General features: G+C 65.9%; 16 protein-coding genes. 10 read left to right on the forward strand and 6 right to left on the reverse strand.

Annotated features, from left to right (window positions below):
* Positions 1 to 239: 239 nt before the first annotated feature.
* The 5 genes from BLM15_RS16805 (at position 240) to BLM15_RS16825 (ending at position 5,855) form a co-directional block, all read left to right on the forward strand.
* Positions 240 to 2,480 carry a TonB-dependent receptor gene (locus BLM15_RS16805; protein WP_126113826.1) on the forward strand — a complete coding sequence of 747 codons (2,241 nt, stop codon included), beginning with the start codon at positions 240 to 242 and terminating at the stop codon, positions 2,478 to 2,480.
* A gap of 2 nt (positions 2,481 to 2,482) precedes the next feature.
* Positions 2,483 to 2,854, forward strand: coding sequence for a hypothetical protein (locus BLM15_RS16810; RefSeq protein WP_126113827.1), 372 nt, complete (start codon positions 2,483 to 2,485; stop codon positions 2,852 to 2,854).
* Positions 2,851 to 4,092, forward strand: coding sequence for an MFS transporter (locus BLM15_RS16815; protein ID WP_126113828.1), 1,242 nt, complete (start codon positions 2,851 to 2,853; stop codon positions 4,090 to 4,092). The genes BLM15_RS16810 and BLM15_RS16815 overlap by 4 nt, the downstream gene beginning before the upstream one ends.
* A 97-nt stretch (positions 4,093 to 4,189) precedes the next feature.
* Positions 4,190 to 4,747, forward strand: a complete 558-nt coding sequence (locus BLM15_RS16820; protein WP_126113829.1) for a LemA family protein — start codon at positions 4,190 to 4,192, stop codon at positions 4,745 to 4,747.
* Positions 4,748 to 4,784: 37 nt separating this feature from the next.
* Positions 4,785 to 5,855 carry a M48 family metallopeptidase gene (locus BLM15_RS16825; RefSeq protein ID WP_126113830.1) on the forward strand — a complete coding sequence of 357 codons (1,071 nt, stop codon included), beginning with the start codon at positions 4,785 to 4,787 and terminating at the stop codon, positions 5,853 to 5,855.
* Here BLM15_RS16825 and BLM15_RS16830 read toward each other — a convergent pair.
* Entirely contained in the window at positions 5,852 to 6,460 is a 609-nt protein-coding gene (locus BLM15_RS16830) for a 2-hydroxychromene-2-carboxylate isomerase (RefSeq protein ID WP_126113831.1), read from the reverse strand. The genes BLM15_RS16825 and BLM15_RS16830 overlap by 4 nt on opposite strands.
* Before the next feature lie 255 nt (positions 6,461 to 6,715).
* Here BLM15_RS16830 and BLM15_RS16835 point away from each other — a divergent pair, with 255 nt between their 5' ends.
* A complete protein-coding gene (locus tag BLM15_RS16835) occupies positions 6,716 to 7,948 on the forward strand; it encodes an argininosuccinate synthase (RefSeq protein ID WP_126113832.1) in 1,233 nt (410 codons plus the stop codon).
* Positions 7,949 to 8,049: 101 nt separating this feature from the next.
* On the opposite strand, the gene BLM15_RS16840 is transcribed toward BLM15_RS16835, so the two are convergent.
* Together BLM15_RS16840 and BLM15_RS16845 are read right to left on the reverse strand one after the other, a co-directional pair.
* Complete coding sequence (locus tag BLM15_RS16840) at positions 8,050 to 10,251, reverse strand: esterase-like activity of phytase family protein (protein WP_126113833.1); 2,202 nt, start codon at positions 10,249 to 10,251, stop codon at positions 8,050 to 8,052.
* Positions 10,252 to 10,386: 135 nt separating this feature from the next.
* Positions 10,387 to 10,806, reverse strand: a complete 420-nt coding sequence (locus BLM15_RS16845) for a hypothetical protein (protein WP_126113834.1) — start codon at positions 10,804 to 10,806, stop codon at positions 10,387 to 10,389.
* A gap of 134 nt (positions 10,807 to 10,940) precedes the next feature.
* Between BLM15_RS16845 and BLM15_RS16850 the strand changes: the two genes are divergently transcribed.
* Both BLM15_RS16850 and BLM15_RS16855 read left to right on the forward strand, forming a co-directional pair.
* The gene (locus tag BLM15_RS16850; RefSeq protein WP_126113835.1) at positions 10,941 to 11,762 is read left to right on the forward strand and encodes a helix-turn-helix domain-containing protein; all 822 of its coding nucleotides are present in this window, start codon (positions 10,941 to 10,943) and stop codon (positions 11,760 to 11,762) included.
* 88 nt (positions 11,763 to 11,850) lie between these two features.
* Positions 11,851 to 12,042, forward strand: coding sequence for a CsbD family protein (locus BLM15_RS16855; protein ID WP_126113836.1), 192 nt, complete (start codon positions 11,851 to 11,853; stop codon positions 12,040 to 12,042).
* A 59-nt stretch (positions 12,043 to 12,101) separates the two neighbouring features.
* Here BLM15_RS16855 and dnaJ read toward each other — a convergent pair whose 3' ends face one another.
* A complete protein-coding gene (dnaJ, locus tag BLM15_RS16860; RefSeq protein ID WP_126113837.1) occupies positions 12,102 to 13,232 on the reverse strand; it encodes a molecular chaperone DnaJ in 1,131 nt (376 codons plus the stop codon).
* Positions 13,233 to 13,363: 131 nt separating this feature from the next.
* On the reverse strand, positions 13,364 to 15,286 hold the full coding sequence (dnaK, locus tag BLM15_RS16865; protein WP_126113838.1) for a molecular chaperone DnaK: 1,923 nt from the start codon (positions 15,284 to 15,286) through the stop codon (positions 13,364 to 13,366).
* 458 nt (positions 15,287 to 15,744) lie between these two features.
* Here dnaK and BLM15_RS16870 point away from each other — a divergent pair, with 458 nt between their 5' ends.
* Positions 15,745 to 16,647 (forward strand): hypothetical protein, encoded by a 903-nt coding sequence (locus BLM15_RS16870; RefSeq protein WP_126113839.1) that lies wholly within the window; start codon positions 15,745 to 15,747, stop codon positions 16,645 to 16,647.
* A gap of 8 nt (positions 16,648 to 16,655) precedes the next feature.
* On the opposite strand, the gene BLM15_RS16875 is transcribed toward BLM15_RS16870, so the two are convergent.
* Entirely contained in the window at positions 16,656 to 17,561 is a 906-nt protein-coding gene (locus BLM15_RS16875; RefSeq protein WP_126116225.1) for a methylated-DNA--[protein]-cysteine S-methyltransferase, read from the reverse strand.
* A gap of 192 nt (positions 17,562 to 17,753) precedes the next feature.
* Between BLM15_RS16875 and BLM15_RS16880 the strand changes: the two genes are divergently transcribed.
* Positions 17,754 to 18,356 carry a class I SAM-dependent DNA methyltransferase gene (locus tag BLM15_RS16880; RefSeq protein ID WP_126113840.1) on the forward strand — a complete coding sequence of 201 codons (603 nt, stop codon included), beginning with the start codon at positions 17,754 to 17,756 and terminating at the stop codon, positions 18,354 to 18,356.
* Positions 18,357 to 18,360: the final 4 nt, after the last annotated feature.

The following is an 18,360-nucleotide window of genomic DNA, read 5'->3' on the forward strand; positions in this document are numbered from 1 at the left end:
AGTTCGCTTTTGTCCCATAGCGCGTTCGCGCATGTCCAAGATGATGCTTTAGATATAACTTTAGAGATCACAAGAACACAACGCAAAGCGATCCATTCGCCGCAGAGATCAATGAATAAAACTAGTTTATTCTAGTTCTAAACTAAGATCGAAACGGCGCCACAACTTCAGATCGAGCGAACGCGAGCGATACTCTCGCGCACAGGCGCCGATCCGGACCGACGACGACAGGTGTCTTCATGAGCAAGCGCGCTTCCCTCGCCATCAGCCTGCCGGCTCTGCTTTGCGCCTCGGCGGCGATCGCGCAGTCGCCCCAGTCCCAGTCGTCGCAGTCCAATGTGATCGACCTCGACACGATCACCGTCACGGCGGCGCGCGCCGAGCGCAGCACGGCCGAGACGCCGCAATCGATCCAGGTGCTCGACCGGGCGCAGATCGAGGAGCAGCTGAAATTCAGCCCGAACGCCGCGGCCGCACTCGGCAAGCTGGTGCCTGGTTACTCGATGTCGACGCAGACCGTGTCGAGCGCCTCGGAGAATTATCGCGGCCGCGACCTGCTCGTGCTGATCGACGGTGTGCCGATGAACACGCCGCTGCGCGACGTCTCGCGCATCCTCGCGCTGATCGATCTCAACACGGTCGAGCGCATCGAGATGGTGGCCGGTGCCTCCAGCCTCTACGGTGCCGGCGCGACCGGCGGCACGGTCAATTTCATCACCAAGAAGGCGGCGGACGGCAAGCCGAAGGTGACGATCAACACTGCCGTGCGCGGCTTCACCCAGGCTCTCGGCCGCTCGCTGGCGCCGGAAGCCTCGGTCACCGTCTCGGGCAAGATTCCCGATGGATTCGACTACCTGATCTCCGGCAGCGGCCGCGGCGCCGGCCGCACCTATGATGGCGCCGGCCGCGAACTGCCGTCCGACGGTTTGCTCGGCCAGGGTGGCGGCGACCGTTACAAGGCCGGCAACCTCCTGGCCAAGCTCGGCTATGATTTAGACGCCAGCAAGCGCATCGAACTGCAGGGTTCGCTGATCGCCTTCGACCAGGATCCGAAATACCTGACCAACTACGCCGCGCCCTTCGCCCGGCCGGACCGAACGCAGCTCTATACCGGGCAGAACGTCATCGAGGACACCAAGTCGGTCTCGCTGCGCTATAGCGACAGCGACTTCGCCCTCGGCAAGCTCAGCCTCCTCGGCTACTACAACGACATCAAGAAGCGCTTCAATTATTCGACCTTCTCCTACCCCTACAACAGCCAGGTCTACTACTCCTTCAACCCGGCTTCGCCGACGAGCCCGGACAACCAGACCACGCTCTATTCGCAGCGCGGCGGTGTGAACCTGACGATCGACACGCCGCTCGATCGCATTCTGCCCGGCGCAAAGTTCACTTGGGGCGGCGACCTCAGCCAAGAGAAGACCTGGCAGACGCTGACCAATGGCCAGGACGTGTTCACGCCATTGAAGCAGACGACCAGCGCCGCCTTCGGCCAGCTGCAGATACCGATCGGCGAGCGCATCACCCTCCGCGGCGGCCTGCGCTACGAGTACTTCTCGCTTGATGTCAGCGACTATACCCGCCCAGCCGCCTATGCAGCGGTCGCAGCCAACAACGCCCAGGGCTTCCAGAGCTTCGTGCTGCCGGCGCTCAACGTCACCGGCGGCAAGTTCGACTACAAGGCCTGGACCGGCAATCTCGGCGCGACGGTCAAGCTCTCCGAGAGCAGCGAGATCTTCGGCGGCTTCTCGCAGGGCTTCGCCCTGCCCGATGTCGGCGCCTTCACCCGCCGCGCCGGCATCTCCACCGCCTTCGCCTGCCCGGTCGCGACCCCGAACTGCCTGCCGGCCAACCGGCGCAATGTCAGCTATGCCTCGATCGCGCCGGAAGCGCAGATCGTCAACAATTACGAGCTCGGCATCCGCGGCAGCCACGGCATCTTCAAGGGCTCGCTGACCGGCTTCATCAGCACCTCCAGCAAGGGCGTGACCTTCGACCAGGCGAGCAACACGATCTCACAGCAGCGGGAGCGGATCTGGGGCGTCGAGGCGACCGGCGACGTCGCCGTCACCGAGCAGTTCACCCTCGGCAGCGTGCTGTCCTATCGCGAGGGCCGCTACGACACCAATGGCGACCGTAAGCTCGACAGCGCCCTGCCGAACAACCGGATCGGCTCGCCCTATCGCGGCATGCTCTATGGCAGCTACCGCTTCACCAACGGCATGCAGCTCCGGCTCGAGGGCGAGGCCTTCTCCGATCGCGACGTCGCGACCGACCTGCGCGGCACCCGCAACAGACTGAAGGGCGCGGCGACCATGAACGTCGCCTTCACCGCCCCGGTGCTCGAAGGCGAGGCCTATGTCGCGGTCAACAACCTGTTCGACCGGGCTTACCAGAACCCGACCGCGACCTCGGTGCGCAACCTCGCCAACTACGCCTGGGGCCGCACCGTGACGCTCGGCTTCCGCAAGACCTTCTGACCATGGTCAGCCTCGACAGCGACGCCGACGGCATCGTCACCCTGCGCTTCGCGCCGCCCTATGCCGACAATGACGAGCGCGCCTATCTGGACGCGCTCGCCGAGCTCGGCCGTCGGCAGGAGCCGTTCCTGCTGCTGACCGTCTTCGGCGGCGGCGGCAAGCTGTCCCAGGCCGGCGAGCGCGAGCAGGCGCTCTGGTTCAAGCGGACGCGGGCGCAGTTCGGCACGCTCTGCGGCGCCTGCGCCATCGTGCGCCCGGGCGCGACCAAGGCGATGGCCGATGTCTTCCGCCGGCTCTGGCCCTTTCCGATCAGCCTGGAGACCGACGAAGTGGCGGCCCGCGCCTTCCTGCTGAAGCACCGGAGAGCGGCATGAGCGCGAGCGAGGCGACGGTCGGCGCAGTGCCGGTCAGCAATGCGGCACGCTACCGGCTCTTCGCCGTGCTCGGCGGGCTTTATCTCGCGCAGGCGATCCCGTCCTATCTCTTCGTCGCGGCGCTGCCGCCGATCATGCGCGAGGCCGGCGTCTCGCGCACCGCCATCGGTTACATGAGCATCCTGCTCCTGCCGCTGGTGATCAAATTCGTCTGGGCGCCTTGGATCGACCGGATAAGGCCGTTCGCGCGGGCGCACCGGGCCGGCTGGGTCTTCATCACCCAGACCGGCACGATCCTGTGCATGCTCGCGCTGATCGCGGTCGGGCCGCTCGATGTCGGCAAGATCATCGCGATCGGCTTTGTCGCATCGCTGCTGATCTCGACGCAGGACATCGCCACCGACGGCTATGCCGCGAAATACCTGCCGGAGGCCGACCGCGCCATCGGCAACGCCATCCAGGGCGGCTCGATCGCCTTCGGCGTCGTGATTGGCGGCACGCTCGGCCTCGTGCTGCACCATTATATCGGCTGGACCGGCATGCTGGTCACCATCGCGGCGATCTCGCTCTTGCCGCTCGTCGCGGCGGCGATGATGCGCGAGGGCGATCCGACGCCGAGCGAAGCGGGCAAGCGCCCCTCGATCCGCGCCTTCCTGCGCCGGCCGGAGGCGCGCCAGATCCTCTGGATCGCGCTGATCTACCGGGCGAGCGAGGGGCTGGTGAAGGCGATGGAGGGTTCGTATCTGGTCGATGCCGGCGTGCCGCTCAACCAGATCGGCTATCTCTCCGGGATATCGGCGACGACGGCAGGCCTCGCCGGCTCGGCGATCGCCGCCTGGCTGGTCAAGCGGCAGGGCATCGCCTTTGTGCTGGCCCTGCTCGGCGGCATGCGCACGCTCTGTTTCCTCCTCTTTGCCTGCCATGCGCTGGGCGCCGTCGTCGGGGCCTGGCCGCTGTTCGGCGCCGCCGGCTTCCAGACCCTGATCCGCTATATGGAGATCGTCGCGCTCTATTCGCTGTTCATGGCAGTGACGACCTCGGACCAGCCGGGAACCGACTTCACCATCCTCGCCTGCGCGCAATTGCTGGTCTACCTCGCCGGCTCGATGCTGGCCGGCAAGCTCGCCGATACGCTGGGCTATGGCGCGCTGTTCTCGCTGGCGACCGCGATCTCGGGGATCGCGGTGATCGCCACGGTCAGGATGATCGCGCGCAGCAGCGTCGGAAAGCCGGCCTGACCAGCGCAAAGCGCTCGCTGCGAGCGGCGGCGCCTTCCCTAGCGTCGTCCTTCATGCAAGGTTGCCGGCGAGATCGCCTGTGCCGAAGGAGAACACCATGGGTTGGGTCGTCCTTGGACTGATCGTCGTCGTCGTGGTCTGGCTGATCATGACCTATAACGGCCTCGTCGCGATGCGCCAGCGCGTCAACCAGGCCTTCGCCGACATCGACGTGCAATTGAAGCAGCGCCACGACCTGATCCCGAACCTGGTCGAGACCGTGAAGGGCTATGCCAGCCACGAGAAGGAAACCTTCGACGCGGTGATCAAGGCGCGCAACCAGGCGCAGGCCGCATCCGGCCCGCACGACCAGGCGGCGGCCGAGCAGCAATTGACCGGCGCGGTCGGGCGCCTGCTGGCGCTGGGCGAGGCCTATCCCGACCTCAAGGCGAGCGCGAACTTCCAGCAGCTCCAGCAGGACCTCGGCAATGTCGAGGACAAGCTGGCGGCGGCGCGGCGCTTCTTCAACAACGCGGTCAGCGAGTTCAACGCGGCGATCCAGGCCTTCCCGGCCGTGTTCTTCGCGCCGCAGATGGGTTTTTCTCCGCGCGAATTCTTCGATGTCGGCGAAGAGACGCGGGCGCAGATCGAAGTCGCGCCGACCGTGAAGTTCTGATCGCGCCTGCAACGGGCGTCACAGCGGAGCTGCGGCGATGCCGGGGGAAGCCTTCGGGCTCTATACCCATCAGCGCAACAACCGGACCCGGTCGATCGCCCTGATCATCGGGCTCTTCCTGATGGTCTATCTCACCGTCTGGGGCGTGATGCTGGTCGGCTACGGCTATGTCGGCGTGCCGCGCGGACGCACGGTGCTGAACTTCGTCGGCCAGCGCTTCTGGGCCTGGCTGCCCTTCATCACGCTGGGCACCGCCGCCTGGGTCTTCATCGGCTTCAGGATCAATGTCGGACTGATCGAGGCGGTCTCGGGCGCCGAGGGCGTGACGCGGGAGGCGCAGCCCAAGCTCTACCGGATGCTGGAGAATCTCTGCATCTCGCGCGGCATGGTGACGCCGAAGCTCGCCATCATCCAGAGCGACGCGCTCAACGCCTTCGCCAGCGGCGTCAACGACAAGCAGTTCACGGTGACGCTGACCACCGGCCTGATCGAACAGCTCAACGACGCCGAGATCGAAGCGGTGATCGCCCATGAGCTGACCCATATCCGCAATGGCGACGTCAGGCTGATGGTGATCGCCGTGGTGATCGCCGGCATCATCTCCTTCGTCGGCGAGGTGCTGTTCCGCAATCTCGGGCGGGTTCGTATCTCCTCGGATGGCGACAAGAAGGGCAGCGCCTTCGCGATCATCCTCGGCTTCGCAGTGATCGCCGTCGCCTGGCTGCTCGCCGTGCTGATCCGGCTGTCGCTGTCGCGGGCCCGCGAATACCTGGCCGATGCCGGGGCGGTCGAACTGACCAAGAATCCGGACGCGATGATCTCGGCGCTGCTCAAGATCTCGGGCCGTGCCGATATCGACAATGTCCCGTCTGGCGTGATGGACATGTGCTTCGAGAACGACCCGGACGACTTCGCCGACCTGTTCTCGACCCACCCCTCCGTCACCAAGCGGGTGCAGGCGCTGGTGCAGACCGCAGGCGGGCGCCTGCCGCCGGAAGCGCCCCCCGGTCCGCCGAAGATCAGCGAGCGCCAGACGCTGCCGGAGATCGCCGAGACTTCGGCCGCACACGGCCCATGGTCGCGGCCAGCGCCGCCTGCGGGCAGCTAGCGCCCGTCCTTCGCCCAGGCGAGTGCTTCCTCCAGCCTGTCGTCGCCCCAGAACAATTCGCCATCGCCGGTGACGAAGGTCGGTGCACCGAAGATGCCGAGCGACTTGGCGAGCTCGGTCTCGGCCTTGAGCCGGCCCTTGACCTCCTCGCTGCGCGAGGTGGCAAAGGCGGCGGAGGGGTCGGCACCCGCCTCACGGAGGGCAGCACTCAGCACTGCCTCCTCGGCAATGTTGCGGCCTTCGCAGAACTCGGAACGGAACAGTGCCCTGGAAAAAGTAGGCATCCAGCCGGCCTCGCGGCCGGCGAGCGCCAACCGCGCTGCAATCAGCGAGTTCTGCGGGAAGGTCTCCGGGCGCGTGATCGTCAGCCCGCTACGGGCCGCACGGCGCGCCACGTCGCGCCACATATAGCGGCCCTTGTTGGGGTAGAGGTTGAACGGTGAGTTGGTCCAGCCCTGTGCGGCGAAGATCGGGCCGAGCAGGAAGGGCCGCCAGCGCACGCTGACGCCGGCTGCATCGGCCAGCTCTTCGATCCGCAAAGCACTCAGGCAGGAATAGGTCGATGCGAACTCGTACCAGAAATCCAGAACAGGACGATTCGGCATCAAACCTCCGCGCGGGAGCGGCTTAAAAAAACTGGATCGATTCTCCGCCCCCGCGAATCGACCCGCAAGCCAGAAGCCGCAAACGCGTTACCGACAGCGATCCATCAAACGACGACGCGTAATCGATCAGAAGGTTCCGATTGCGTCGCCCCAAACCCTGCGATAGTGCCCGGTTACGTCCGAAATGCGGCCGGCTAAGCCGCATTCTCACACTGTGCACGATCCGTCGTGCCGCCACTGCAGGAACTGAAGTCCATGGCCGACAAGCGCGTCAACAAGGTCGTGCTCGCCTATTCCGGCGGGCTCGACACCTCGATCATCCTGAAGTGGCTGCAGACCACCTATAATTGCGAGGTCGTGACCTTCACGGCCGATCTCGGCCAGGGCGAGGAGCTCGGCCCGGCCCGCGACAAGGCGCTGCTGCTCGGCATCAAGCCAGAGAACATCTATATCGAGGACCTGCGCGAGGAATTCGTGCGCGACTACGTCTTCCCGATGTTTCGGGCCAATGCCGCCTATGAAGGCGTCTATCTGCTGGGAACCTCGATCGCCCGCCCGCTGATCGGCCAGAAGCTGATCGAGATCGCCGAGAAGGTCGGCGCCGACGCGATCTCGCACGGCGCGACCGGCAAGGGCAACGACCAGGTCCGGTTCGAGCTGACCGCCTATGCGCTGAAGCCCGACGTCGTCGTCATCGCGCCCTGGCGCGAATGGGACCTGCGCTCGCGCGAGCAGCTTCTTGCCTTCGCCGAGCAGCACCAGATCCCGATCGCCAAGGACAAGCGCGGCGAGGCGCCGTTCTCGGTGGACGCCAACCTGCTGCACGCCTCCTCGGAGGGCAAGGTGCTGGAAGACCCCGCCCAGGAAGTGCCGGATTACGTCTATTCGCGCACGATCTCGCCGGAGGACGCGCCCGACAAGCCGACGGTGATCTCGATCGATTTCGAGAAGGGCGATGCGACCGCGATCGACGGCGTCAAGCTCTCGCCGGCGACGTTGCTGGCCAAGCTCAACGAACTCGGCCGCGCCAATGGCATCGGCCGGCTCGACCTGGTCGAGAACCGCTTCGTCGGCATGAAGAGCCGCGGCATGTACGAGACGCCCGGCGGCACGATCCTCGCCGTCGCGCACCGCGCCATCGAGTCGATCACGCTCGACCGCGGCGCCGCCCATCTCAAGGACCAGATCATGCCGCAATATGCCGAGCTGATCTATAACGGCTTCTGGTTCTCGCCGGAGCGCGAGATGCTGCAGGCGCTGATCGACAAGAGCCAGGAGTTCGTCGCCGGCCAGGTGCGGCTCAAGCTCTACAAGGGCGGCGTCCACGTCATCGGCCGCTCCAGCCCCTATTCGCTCTACGACCAGGACCTCGTCACCTTCGAGGAAGGCGCGGTCGCCTACGACCATCGCGACGCCGCCGGCTTCATCAAGCTCAACGCGCTGCGCCTGCGCACGCTCGGCCAGCGCAAGAAGAAGCTCGGGCTGTAAGGCTCTTGAACTTCGACCTCACAGCGAGCCTGGGCTCGCTGTGAGGTTTCAAACAGAAAGCCGGCGAGCCAAGCTCGCCGGCTTTTTCTTGGACGGGCTGCCTACTTCGCGATCTTGCCGAAGGCGAAGAACTGGGTCTCGCCGGATGAATCGTCGACGCCGTCATTGTCGGTGACGACGAAGAGCTCGCCGGCCTTGTCGACTGCCATGCCCTCGACCTTGTCGAGCCCGTAGCCGCCGAGCTTCATCAGCTCCGGCGTCAGGTCGCGCAGCAGCTTCTTCTCGACCGTCGGGACCTCTGACGAACCGAACGGCGCCGGCTTCAGGCCCTTGACCGAGAAGGTCGCCAGCGTCTTCACCGCCTTGGCGCCGAAGAGGTTGTCGCGCTCGATCACCGCGAAAGTCTCGTCGCCGAGATAGGTCAATTCCGAGAGGCCCATCCAGGCGCCGGCAGCGGGAGCCGTTAGCGGATAGTAGAGGATGCTCCAGCTCTTGGTGAAGGGCTTGTAGGTCAGGATCTTGACCTTGCCCTTGGGGTCGTCCTTCCACTCGCGCTGGACAGCGATCCAGACCGTCTCGTCCTGACCGGTGCCGGTGACGGCGACGCCCTCATAGCCCTGATTGGTCGCCTTGGCGGCGAACTCCTCCGGCAGGGCGATCTCCTCCTCGATCTCGCCCTTGGCCGAGGCACGCAGCAGCAGGTTCTGGGTCGGCTTCTCCTTGCGCTCCGGCGCGCCTTCCGAAGCGAGCCAGAAGCCGCCGCCGGGGCGGGTCGCAACCCCCTCGAGATCATAGGCGGCGGGCTTGCCGTCCTTGGTCACGGTGAGCGCGCCGGTGATCGTCGCCGGCTTCTTGGTCGCGTCGATCTCAAGGATGCGCGAAGGCGTATAGGCGCTGTCGGTGACGCTGAAGAGCCGGCCCGGCAGCTCGGGATGGGCGGCGAGAGCGGAAAGCGCACCCCAGCCCAGCGGGACGCCGTCGACATCGGCCGAGACGATGGTCGGGTAGGTGGCCGGGCCCTCGCTGCGCTCATAGATGGTCACGGCCGAGCGCGGCCCGCCCTTCTCGCCGAGATCGGCTTCGGAGGCGCTGACGAAGAGATTGCGCTGCGGGATGGCGAGTAGGCCTTCCGGCGCGATCGCACCGGCCAGCGCCTGCAGGTAGCGTGGAGCCTTGCCCGACCCTTCGTCCTTGAAGACGAGTACGAGTGAGGCACGCTCCAGCCCGACGAAGAACAGACGCTCGCCATTATAGGTACCGACCTCGATACCCTCGGGCTCGCTGCCCTTGGCGGCCGAGCGGCGCTCCGGATAGTGGCCGAGGCGGATGGCGATCTGGTCGACCATGTTGCCTGAATCGAACTCAACCGTGCCGTCCCTGCGGAAAATGGTGAAGCCGCGCGAGCCGCCCTTCCAGTCGCCCTCATTGGCGGTGACGAAGCGGTCATTGTCCAACCAACGCACCGCGTCAGGCTCGCGCGCCACGCCCTTCAATTCCTCGGTCGGCTTGATCTGGCCGTCGCGGGTCTTGTCGATATTTTTTAAATCGACGGTGCCTGCCGGGAAATGCGCAACGAGCTTGCCCGTCTTCGTATCGACTACGGCAAGGTGGTTGTTCTCCTGCAGCGTCACCACGGCGAGGCCGTCCTGGTTGACGTCGACGAATTCCGGCTCCGGATCGGTCGGTTCGACCGCGGCGATGCCGGTGAGATCGACGACCTGCTTCGAGGCGCAATCCGCCTCGCCACCCTTGATGCCGATCAGCGTGAGGTTGCCGACGGGAAGCTGCGGCAGGTCGCCCTTGTTGAGCTTCTCGTCCCGCTCGTTCTCGATAACGATGGCGAGCTTGCCCTTGTCCTTGGTCAGGGTAATCGAGTCGGGCTGGCCGCCGAGTTCGCATGTCGCCGCGACCTGCCTGGTCTTCAGGTCGATGGTGGCAAGATGGCCGGCCGGCTCCTTGAAGTTGTCGCCGGACGAGACGACGACGGCGAAGGCGCGCTCGCCGAGGATGACGACCGAGGTCGGCTCGCCACCGACCGGGATGAAGCCGGCGGGCTTGGGAGCGCTCGCCGTGGTGATGTCGATGAGGCCGATCGCCTTTTGCTCGGCGTCGGTATAGGCGAGCAGCGTTCCGGCCTCGTTGGCGGTGATGATCTCCGAGACCGTCTTCTTTTTCGCGTCGCGGTCAGCCGGCAGGTTCAGCGGCACCTGGAAGGTAGCGATGCGGTTGAAGTTCGGCTCGGCGAGCGCCGTGCCGCCAGCAAGGAGCGTCGCGAGAGCCGCAAGGACGAGAGGTTTGCGCATGGGACGGTCCTGTTCCGCAGGGAGGAGGCAGGCCTTCCGGCTAGTGAGCACAGGCGACAGTTTCGTGACAAGCCGTCGCAAAGCAAACGCCGCTGCGGACCGTTCCGCAGCGGCGTGACAAAGGGGCCCGAGCAGTCAGTGTGCGGTTTGGACATTCTCCGCATCGACGACCGACTTCTTCAGGCCGATCACCTCGAGCTCGGTGACGACGGCCACCGCCGCGGCCTGGGCCAGGACGAAGGCGATGCCGAGCGTGGTCGGCGCAAACCAGCCGGCGACCAGGATCAGCACGCTGTCGGCGACCCAGAGGATGTTGACGCCGATCACGGCGTAGACCGCGAGCCGCGGCAGGCTCGTCCGGCTGGCGAAGAACGCAAGCAGCACAGCGCAGGGCAGGAGCACCAGGCCTGCACCACGCAGGAACTCGGCGGGGAAGCCGAGCAGGCCGGAGAGCGAGCCGGCGCCAACGCTGAGCAGCAGGCCGGTTCCGGCGCAGGCGGCGGCATCGAGAGCGAGGGCGTTGCGCAGGAAACGCGAGGACTGGATGAAAGCCATGACTGTTCTCCGGTTCAGGCCCCGTCTTGTCCGGGGCGGTTGCTGATGGGAGCCATGCTGACGAAGCCTGAGCGGCCCGTCGATTAAGCGAGAGGTAATTGGAAGGCGCCCCGGCTGCGGCTAGCTTGCCTGCCATGAACAAGCACCAGCAGCCCGCGATCGGGCATCTCATCCGCGATTGGCGCCAGCTGCGCCGTCTCAGCCAGCTCGACCTCGCGCTCGAAGCCGAGATCTCGCAGAAGCATCTCAGCTTCGTCGAGAGCGGCCGCTCGGTCCCGAGCCGGGACATGGTCCTGCTCCTCGCCGAGCATCTCGGCGTGCCATTGCGCGAGCGCAACGCGCTCCTGCTCTCGGCCGGCTATGCGCCGGTCTATCTCGAACGCTCGCTGGAGGACCCGAGCCTGCAGGCGGCGCGTAGCGCGATCGATCTCCTGCTCAAGGGGCACGAGCCTTACCCTGCGGTGGCGGTCGACAGGCATTGGACCCTGCTCGCGGCGAACGCGATGATCGCGCCGCTGCTGACGCTGGTCGAGGACGCCGACCTGCTGCACCCGCCGGTCAATGTGCTCAGGCTCAGCCTGCATCCGCGCGGGCTCGCCCCGGCGATCATCAACCTCACCGAATGGCGCGGCCATCTCATCGCAAGGCTGCGCCAGCAGATCCGCGCCACGGCCGACCCGCTGCTCGCCGAGCTGCTGACTGAGTTGCTGAGCTATCCCGTCCCGGCCGCGCCGACGACAAAGGGCAAGGCGCATGATGAGGCGGAACCGCCAATCGTCGTGCCTTTGAAGCTGCGGCTGGGCGAGACCGTGCTCTCGCTGATCTCGACCACGACCGTGTTCGGCACGCCGGTCGATGTCACACTGTCCGAGCTGGCGCTGGAGACGTTCTTCCCGGCAGACGAGGCGACAGGCCAAGCTCTGCGGGCAATCGCGGAGGCAAATGCGCCCGCCTGAGCGGCGGAACCAAAAGTTGGCGGCAACGTTCTTCCACCGAACCGGCGCTACCGCGCCGAATTCGCGTCATTCGAAAAGGAAAACGTCCATGGGCAGCACCGCCGACAAGATCAAGGGCATGGCCAACGAAACCGCCGGCAACGTCAAGCAGGCCGCCGGCAAGGCGCTGAACAAGCCCGGGCTGCAGGCCGAGGGCATCGCGCAGGAACGCAAGGGCGAAGCCCAGCAGGCGATCGGCAAGACCAAAGACGCCGTCAAGAAAGTGATCGACAAGGCCTGACCGCAAGGTCGGCCACGATCAGAAAAAGGCGGGCGCCGCAAGGCGCCCGTTTTTTCGTATCAGGCCGCGCCGCCTAGGCCGCCGAGGAAATCCTTGACCCGGCCGAAGAAGCCGGCGGTCTCGGGATGGGTGGCGCCCGAACTCTCACGCTCGAACTCCATCAGCAGTTCGCGCTGGCGGGCGGTCAGCTTCTGCGGCGTCTCGACCAGGACCTGGATGTAGAGATCGCCCATCTCGCGCGAGCGCAGCACACTCATGCCCTTGGCCTTGAGGCGGAACTGCTTGCCGGTCTGGGTGCCCTCGGGGATTTTCACCCGGGCCTTTTCACCGTTCAGCGTCGGGACCTCGATCTCGCCGCCGAGCGCGGCCGAGGTCAGGCCGATCGGCACGCGGCAGAACAGATCGGCGCCGTCGCGCTGGAAGATCGCGTGCGGCTTGATCGAAAGGAAGATGTAGAGGTCGCCCGCTGGCCCACCGCGCAAGCCCGCCTCGCCTTCGCCGGCGAGGCGAATGCGGGTGCCGTCCTCGACGCCGGCCGGGATGTTGACTGAGAGCGTACGCTCGCGCGTGACGCGGCCGGCACCCTGGCAGCCGGTGCAGGGATCGTCGATGATCTCGCCGCGGCCATTGCAGGTCGGGCAGGTGCGCTCGACCGAGAAGAAACCCTGGCTGGCGCGAACGCGGCCATGGCCGCCGCAGGTCGGGCACTGGCGCGACTTCGAGCCCGCCTTGGCGCCGGTGCCGGAGCAGACCTCGCAGGCCATCGAAGTCGGCACACGGATGGTCTCGTTCTTGCCGGCATAGGCGTCTTCGAGGCCGATCTCGAGATTATAGCGCAGATCGGCGCCGCGCTCGCGGGCATTGGCGCCGCGCGGGCCGCGGCCACGACCCTCGCCGAAGAAGGATTCGAAGATGTCGGACATGAAATCCGACATGTCCGCCGGGCCGCCGCCCCCGCCGCCGTTCTCGAAGGCCTGATGACCATAGCGGTCATAGGCCGCGCGCTTCTGGCCATCCGAGAGGATCTGATAAGCCTCGTTGATCTCCTTGAACTTGATCTCGGCCTGCTTGTCGCCCGGATTCTTGTCCGGGTGATGCTGCATGGCGAGCTTGCGGAAGGAGCCCTTGAGCTCGACTTCCGTCACTGTCCGGGAGACCCCGAGTATCTCGTAATAGTCGCGCTTCGACATTCAACCAGCTGCCCCTGCGCCGCCCTGCGCCTTCTGCACAGGCCGGCGAGTCATGTCCTGCCGACGCCATCGCCTTAATGGAATGGCCGGGTCAAGCCCGGCCATTCCGTCACGGTCGATGACGAGCGCGTTCAGGCGCTCTTCTTCTTGTCGCCCTTGTCGTCGCTGACGTCCTTGAAGTCGGCGTCGATGACGTCGTCCTTCTTCGGCTCCTCGGCAGCGGCGCCCTCGGGAGCGTTCGCTTCGGCCTGGCTGGCGGCATACATCGCCTCGCCGAGCTTCATCGACGCCTGCATCACCTCGTTGGTACGCGACGAGATCGCCTCGACGTCCTCACCGGTCAACGCAGTCCTGAGGGCTTCGAGCGCGGTCTCGATCGCGCCCCTGTCGGCTTCCGAAACCTTGTCGCCATAGTCCTTCAGCGACTTCTCGGTCGAATGCACGAGGCTCTCGCCCTGGTTCTTGGCCTCGACCACCTCGCGACGCTTCTTGTCGTCGGCAGCGTTCGCCTCGGCGTCCTTGACCATCTTCTGGATCTCGGCCTCGGAGAGACCGCCCGAAGCCTGGATCTTGATCTGCTGCTCCTTGTTGGTGGCCTTGTCCTTCGCCGTCACCGAGACGATGCCGTTGGCGTCGATGTCGAAGGTCACCTCGATCTGCGGCATGCCGCGCGGAGCCGGCGGAATGCCCATCAGGTCGAACTGGCCGAGCATCTTGTTGTCGGCCGCCATCTCGCGCTCGCCCTGGAAGACCCGGATCGTCACCGCGCCCTGATTGTCCTCGGCGGTGGAGAAGACCTGGCTCTTCTTGGTCGGGATCGTGGTGTTACGGTCGATCAGGCGCGTGAACACGCCACCCAGCGTCTCGATGCCGAGCGACAGCGGAGTCACGTCGAGCAGCAGCACGTCCTTGACATCGCCCTGCAGCACGCCGGCCTGGATCGCGGCGCCGATGGCGACGACCTCGTCAGGGTTGACGCCCTTGTGCGGCTCCTTGCCGAAGAACTGCTTCACCACCTCCTGGACCTTCGGCATGCGGGTCATGCCGCCGACCAGGACGACCTCGTCGATCTGGCCCGCCGACAGTCCGGCATCCTTGAGCGCCTTGCGGCAAGGCTCGATGGTGCGCTGGATCAGGTCATCGACCAGGCTCTCGAACTTGGCGCGCGAAAGCTTGATGGCGAGGTGCTTGGGACCAGAGGCATCCGCCGTGATGTAGGGCAGGTTGATCTCGGTCTGCGCGGTGGTCGAGAGCTCGATCTTGGCCTTTTCGGCAGCTTCCTTCAGGCGCTGCAGAGCAAGCTTGTCCTTCTTCAGGTCGATGCCCTGCTCGCGCTTGAACTCCTCCGCCAGGTACTCGACCAGGCGCATGTCGAAGTCCTCGCCGCCGAGGAAGGTGTCGCCATTGGTCGACTTCACCTCGAAGACGCCGTCGCCGATCTCGAGGACCGAGACGTCGAAGGTGCCGCCGCCGAGGTCATAAACCGCGATGGTGCCGGCCTGCTTCTTGTCGAGGCCGTAGGCGAGCGCAGCCGCGGTCGGCTCGTTGATGATGCGCAGCACCTCAAGGCCGGCGATGCGGCCGGCATCCTTGGTGGCCTGGCGCTGGGCGTCGTTGAAATAGGCAGGGACGGTGATGACCGCCTGGGTGACCGGCTGGCCGAGATAGGCCTCCGCGGTCTCCTTCATCTTCGTCAGCGTGAAGGCGGAGATCTGCGAGGGCGAATAGTCCTTGCCGTCGGCCTCGACCCAGGCGTCGCCAGAGGGGGCCTTCTTGATCTTGTAGGGGACGAGATCGATGTCCTTCTTGGTCATCGGATCGTCGAAAGTGCGCCCGATCAGGCGCTTGATGGCAAAAAAGGTGCGCTCCGGATTGGTGACCGCCTGGCGCTTCGCCGGCTGGCCGACCAGACGCTCGCCGTCATCCGTGATGGCGACGATGGACGGCGTGGTGCGGGCGCCTTCCGAATTCTCGATGACCTTGGGCGTCGACCCTTCCATCACTGCAACGCAGGAATTGGTCGTTCCGAGGTCGATACCGATTACTTTACCCATGGATGGGATCCCTTTCGATTTAGCAGATCGCCGGAAGCCCGCGCACGAGGCGCCGTCCTCCGGCCCATGGCCCCAGGTCGCCCCCACCTTCCGCGGCGAACGAACCCGGGATATCCACGTCTGGCAGCGAAGTGACGGAACGAGGCGCTGGCCCCGGCCCGGTTCGGCCGCCGGTTAGAATAAAGATCGACCGGTCCCGCGTTTCAGCGCTCGCATGTCAATGCTCGTGCCTGGCGCAATCCGGCCCCGATGGTCATCAAAACCACCGCTTGGCGGCGTATATAGGGAGGGTGACGCCCTGCTTGCAAGGCACGGAGCCGGATTAAGAATCGGCTTTGAGCGATGTCCTGCACAGAATTCGCAGGACTGACCATTCTGGATAAGTGTTGCCTTCGTGCTCTTGCGCAGCAAGCTCGGCCAATTCATTCAAAAGAACCTTGCGCCAACGGGAACCAGCCGTGACCACGACTCGCCGCCCGACCGCCCATCGTCTCGCCGCCGGCGCAGCGCTGGCCTGGCTCGGCCTTGCGAGCGGGGCTCTGGCGCAGCCGCTGCAGTTGCCGGGTGCCCAGCCCTTCAATGCGCCCGGCGCCCAGCAGTCGGCACCAGCTTCCACCAGCGGGCCGGCAACGCCGCGCCCGCGCACCATGCCGGCGATCAAGATCCCAGGCGAAGACTCAATCCTTGGCAAGACCTTGCGCCGTAATGGCGGTTTCGGCGAAGCAACGCTGGAGAAGACCGGCAGTGGCTATGGCCTGAAACTGCGTGCCGAGGGCTTCCAGTCGAGCAACCTCACCGAACCCTGTGCGATCTCGTTCGGCGACGCGCCTGTGCCGGTGACCTCGCTCGGCAAGCCGGCGGGGCTGGCGCGCTACAAGCTCGAGGCCCCCGCCTGCCCGATCGTCTTCGACGTGCTCGAGGGCGCTTTCCTGGTGGTCGAGCCCGAGCAGCCCTGCGTGATTGAAGCTGCCGCCTGCCGTATCGATCCTCGCGGCGTCTGGGGACCGGATGTGCGCACGCTTCCCGCCCGCGCCAAGGAGATCGACGGCGAGCGCAGCAAGGCGGAGACAGCTGTCCGAGAGGGTTTTCGCGCGCTCTCGGCCAAGGCTGATCTGCCGGAGCAGAGGTCCATCGCGCGCGAGCAGGCCGGCTTCTCCTCGGAGCGCGAGCAGATCTGCCGCGACTTCCAGCGCGAGGGCTCGCATGGTTTCTGCGGCGCTCGCGTGACCGAGGCTCGGGCCGCCTCGATCCGCTCCCGGCTCGGCCTGCCCGAGCCGAAGCCCGAGACGGCGAAACCGCGTCCGGCCACGGCGAGACGGGCGCCCCCACCTGCTGCGGCACCCGCTCCAGCCATTCAGTAGATTTCGGCTCAGGCGGCCTGGCCGCTTGCGACCTGCCCGGCTTCCCAGCCGAGGATGGCGCGCTTGCGCGTCAGGCCCCAATGATAGCCGGTGAGCGCACCCGACTTGCCGATGACGCGGTGGCAAGGAACGACAAACGAGATCGGGTTCTTGCCGACCGCCGCGCCGACCGCGCGGGCCGCCGAGGGCTTGCCGATATGACCGGCGACGTCGCCATAGGTGGTGGCGCAGCCAACCGGAATCCGCAGCAGCGTCTCCCAGACACGAACTTCGAAATCGGTGCCGATCAACACGACGCGCAGCGGCGTCTGCGGCGACCAGCTACCCGGCTCGAAGATGCGGGCGGCATAGGGTTTCGTCGCCTGCGGATCGAAACGGTAATCCGCATGCGGCCAGCGCCGCATCATGTCGGCCAGTGCCTCGGCCCGGCCGCCGATGACCTTGCCGCCGTCGAGGCTGTTCGAGACCCAGCCGAGACCGGCGAGGCCACGCTCTGTCACCACGATCAGCGCTTCGCCGAAGGGCGAGGTGTGGAAGCCATAGGACAGTCGCAAACCCTCGCCGCCGGTCTTCCACTCACCCGGCGACATCGCCTCATGGGTGACGAAGAGGTCGTGCAGACGGCCCGGGCCGGAGAGCCCGACCTCGAAGCTGGTGTCGAGGATGCTGGCGGAGGAGGCCAACAGCCCCTTGGCGTTGTCGAGCGTGATCGCCTGCAGGAAAGCTTTCGGCGTCAGCCCGCACCAGCGCCGGAACAGGTGATGCACATCGGTCGGGGTCGCGCCGGCGGCATCGGCGATCGCCTCGATCGTCGGCTGCTGGCGCCAGTTGTTGGTGATGTAGGACAGGATGCGGCGCACCGTATCGTAGTCCGAGCCCGGCGCTGCCGCCGGAAAATCGGCCTCCGAAGGCATGGCCTCGGCGGCGCGGGCGAGCACGGCATTGGAGACGGTGATCGGTTTCATCGCAGTTCTGAAGTGAGCGTTCATCTTTCTATCCTCGCGATCTGATCTCTCATGCTCACGAAGCTAGTCATGTCAGCATGCGTCTCCCACCCGAAAGCTGACAAGCTCGTCTTCACCATCGAGGGCGCATAGAGTCCGGAGATGACCAGTTCCGCCGACGCCATCGGCTCGCTCTATGAGCGTCATGCCGCCGCCTACGACCAGCAGCGCGGCCGATCGCTGATGGAAGCGTGTTGGCTCGACCGCTTCCTGTCGCTGCTGCCGGCAAGCCCCTCGGTCCTCGACATCGGCTGCGGCATGGGCGAGCCGATCGCCCGGCATCTCATCGCACGCGGCTGCGCGGTGACCGGCATTGATTCGTCGGCGCCACTGATCGCGCTCTGCCGCGAGCGCTTTCCAGAGCAGGCCTGGCAAGTCGCCGACATGCGCTCGCTCGCGCTCGGCCAGTGCTTCGACGGGCTGATCGCCTGGGACAGCTTCTTCCACCTCGGCCATGAGGCTCAACGGCGGATGTTCCCGATTTTCCGGGACCATGCGGCCGAAGGCACGGCGTTGCTCTTCACCAGCGGTCCCGGTCATGGCGAGGCGGTCGGCACGTTCGAGGGCGAGCCGCTCTATCACGCCAGCCTCGCCCCAGCCGAATACCGCGCCCTGCTGCACGAGAACGGTTTCATTGTCGTCGACCATATCGCCGAGGATGCGAGCTGCGGCGGGCATACTGTCTGGCTTGCCCGACTGCGTTGAGTGC

The sequence above is a fragment of the Bosea sp. Tri-49 genome (assembly GCF_003952665.1).
Lineage (GTDB): Bacteria > Pseudomonadota > Alphaproteobacteria > Rhizobiales > Beijerinckiaceae > Allobosea.

What these genes read in the sequence shown, in the direction of transcription:
- BLM15_RS16805 (WP_126113826.1), top strand. Translation starts at nt 240, where the DNA reads ATGAGCAAGCGCGCTTCCCTCGCCATCAGCCTGCCGGCTCTGCTTTGC.
- BLM15_RS16810 (WP_126113827.1), top strand. Translation starts at nt 2,483, where the DNA reads ATGGTCAGCCTCGACAGCGACGCCGACGGCATCGTCACCCTGCGCTTC.
- BLM15_RS16815 (WP_126113828.1), top strand. Translation starts at nt 2,851, where the DNA reads ATGAGCGCGAGCGAGGCGACGGTCGGCGCAGTGCCGGTCAGCAATGCG.
- BLM15_RS16820 (WP_126113829.1), top strand. Translation starts at nt 4,190, where the DNA reads ATGGGTTGGGTCGTCCTTGGACTGATCGTCGTCGTCGTGGTCTGGCTG.
- BLM15_RS16825 (WP_126113830.1), top strand. Translation starts at nt 4,785, where the DNA reads ATGCCGGGGGAAGCCTTCGGGCTCTATACCCATCAGCGCAACAACCGG.
- BLM15_RS16830 (WP_126113831.1), bottom strand. Translation starts at nt 6,460, where the DNA reads ATGCCGAATCGTCCTGTTCTGGATTTCTGGTACGAGTTCGCATCGACC.
- BLM15_RS16835 (WP_126113832.1), top strand. Translation starts at nt 6,716, where the DNA reads ATGGCCGACAAGCGCGTCAACAAGGTCGTGCTCGCCTATTCCGGCGGG.
- BLM15_RS16840 (WP_126113833.1), bottom strand. Translation starts at nt 10,251, where the DNA reads ATGCGCAAACCTCTCGTCCTTGCGGCTCTCGCGACGCTCCTTGCTGGC.
- BLM15_RS16845 (WP_126113834.1), bottom strand. Translation starts at nt 10,806, where the DNA reads ATGGCTTTCATCCAGTCCTCGCGTTTCCTGCGCAACGCCCTCGCTCTC.
- BLM15_RS16850 (WP_126113835.1), top strand. Translation starts at nt 10,941, where the DNA reads ATGAACAAGCACCAGCAGCCCGCGATCGGGCATCTCATCCGCGATTGG.
- BLM15_RS16855 (WP_126113836.1), top strand. Translation starts at nt 11,851, where the DNA reads ATGGGCAGCACCGCCGACAAGATCAAGGGCATGGCCAACGAAACCGCC.
- dnaJ (WP_126113837.1), bottom strand. Translation starts at nt 13,232, where the DNA reads ATGTCGAAGCGCGACTATTACGAGATACTCGGGGTCTCCCGGACAGTG.
- dnaK (WP_126113838.1), bottom strand. Translation starts at nt 15,286, where the DNA reads ATGGGTAAAGTAATCGGTATCGACCTCGGAACGACCAATTCCTGCGTT.
- BLM15_RS16875 (WP_126116225.1), bottom strand. Translation starts at nt 17,561, where the DNA reads ATGCCTTCGGAGGCCGATTTTCCGGCGGCAGCGCCGGGCTCGGACTAC.
- BLM15_RS16880 (WP_126113840.1), top strand. Translation starts at nt 17,754, where the DNA reads ATGACCAGTTCCGCCGACGCCATCGGCTCGCTCTATGAGCGTCATGCC.